Annotated in this window: 1 protein-coding gene; it reads right to left on the bottom strand. The window is 74.3% G+C overall.

The window, feature by feature from the left end; genetic code table 11:
- Positions 1–393 (bottom strand): helicase-related protein (locus SxD43FB_RS24275; protein WP_275542517.1); only part of this gene is annotated, 393 nt, incomplete at both ends.

Below are 393 nucleotides of genomic sequence, written 5' to 3' on the forward strand. Positions count from 1 at the left end.
CGTCCACCCCCACCTCCACCACCGTGGTGGCCACCAGTAGCTGCGCGCGGCCGGCGGCGAAGTCGTGCAGGGCGGCCTCGCGCACATCCAGCTTCTGCGCGCCATGGGCGAGGCGGACCTTGTCGCCGAAGATGGCGGCCAGCTCGGCGAAGGTGGTCTCGGCGGCGGCCTTGTCGTGCTTCTCGCCCTCCTCCACGGCGCGCACCACCCAATAGGCGCGGTGCCCCTGTGCGAAGGCGGCGCGCAGCCGGGCCACCAGCTCCTCGCGCCGCTCGCGGCTGACGATGCGGGTGACGATTGGCTGGCGGCCCGCGGGCAGCCCCTCCAGCCGGCTCACCGCCATCTCGCCCCACTGCGTCAGCAGCAGGGTGCGGGGGATGGGGGTGGCGGTCA

It is taken from the genome of Sphingobium sp. D43FB, from assembly GCF_002312805.1.
GTDB lineage: Bacteria > Pseudomonadota > Alphaproteobacteria > Sphingomonadales > Sphingomonadaceae > Sphingobium.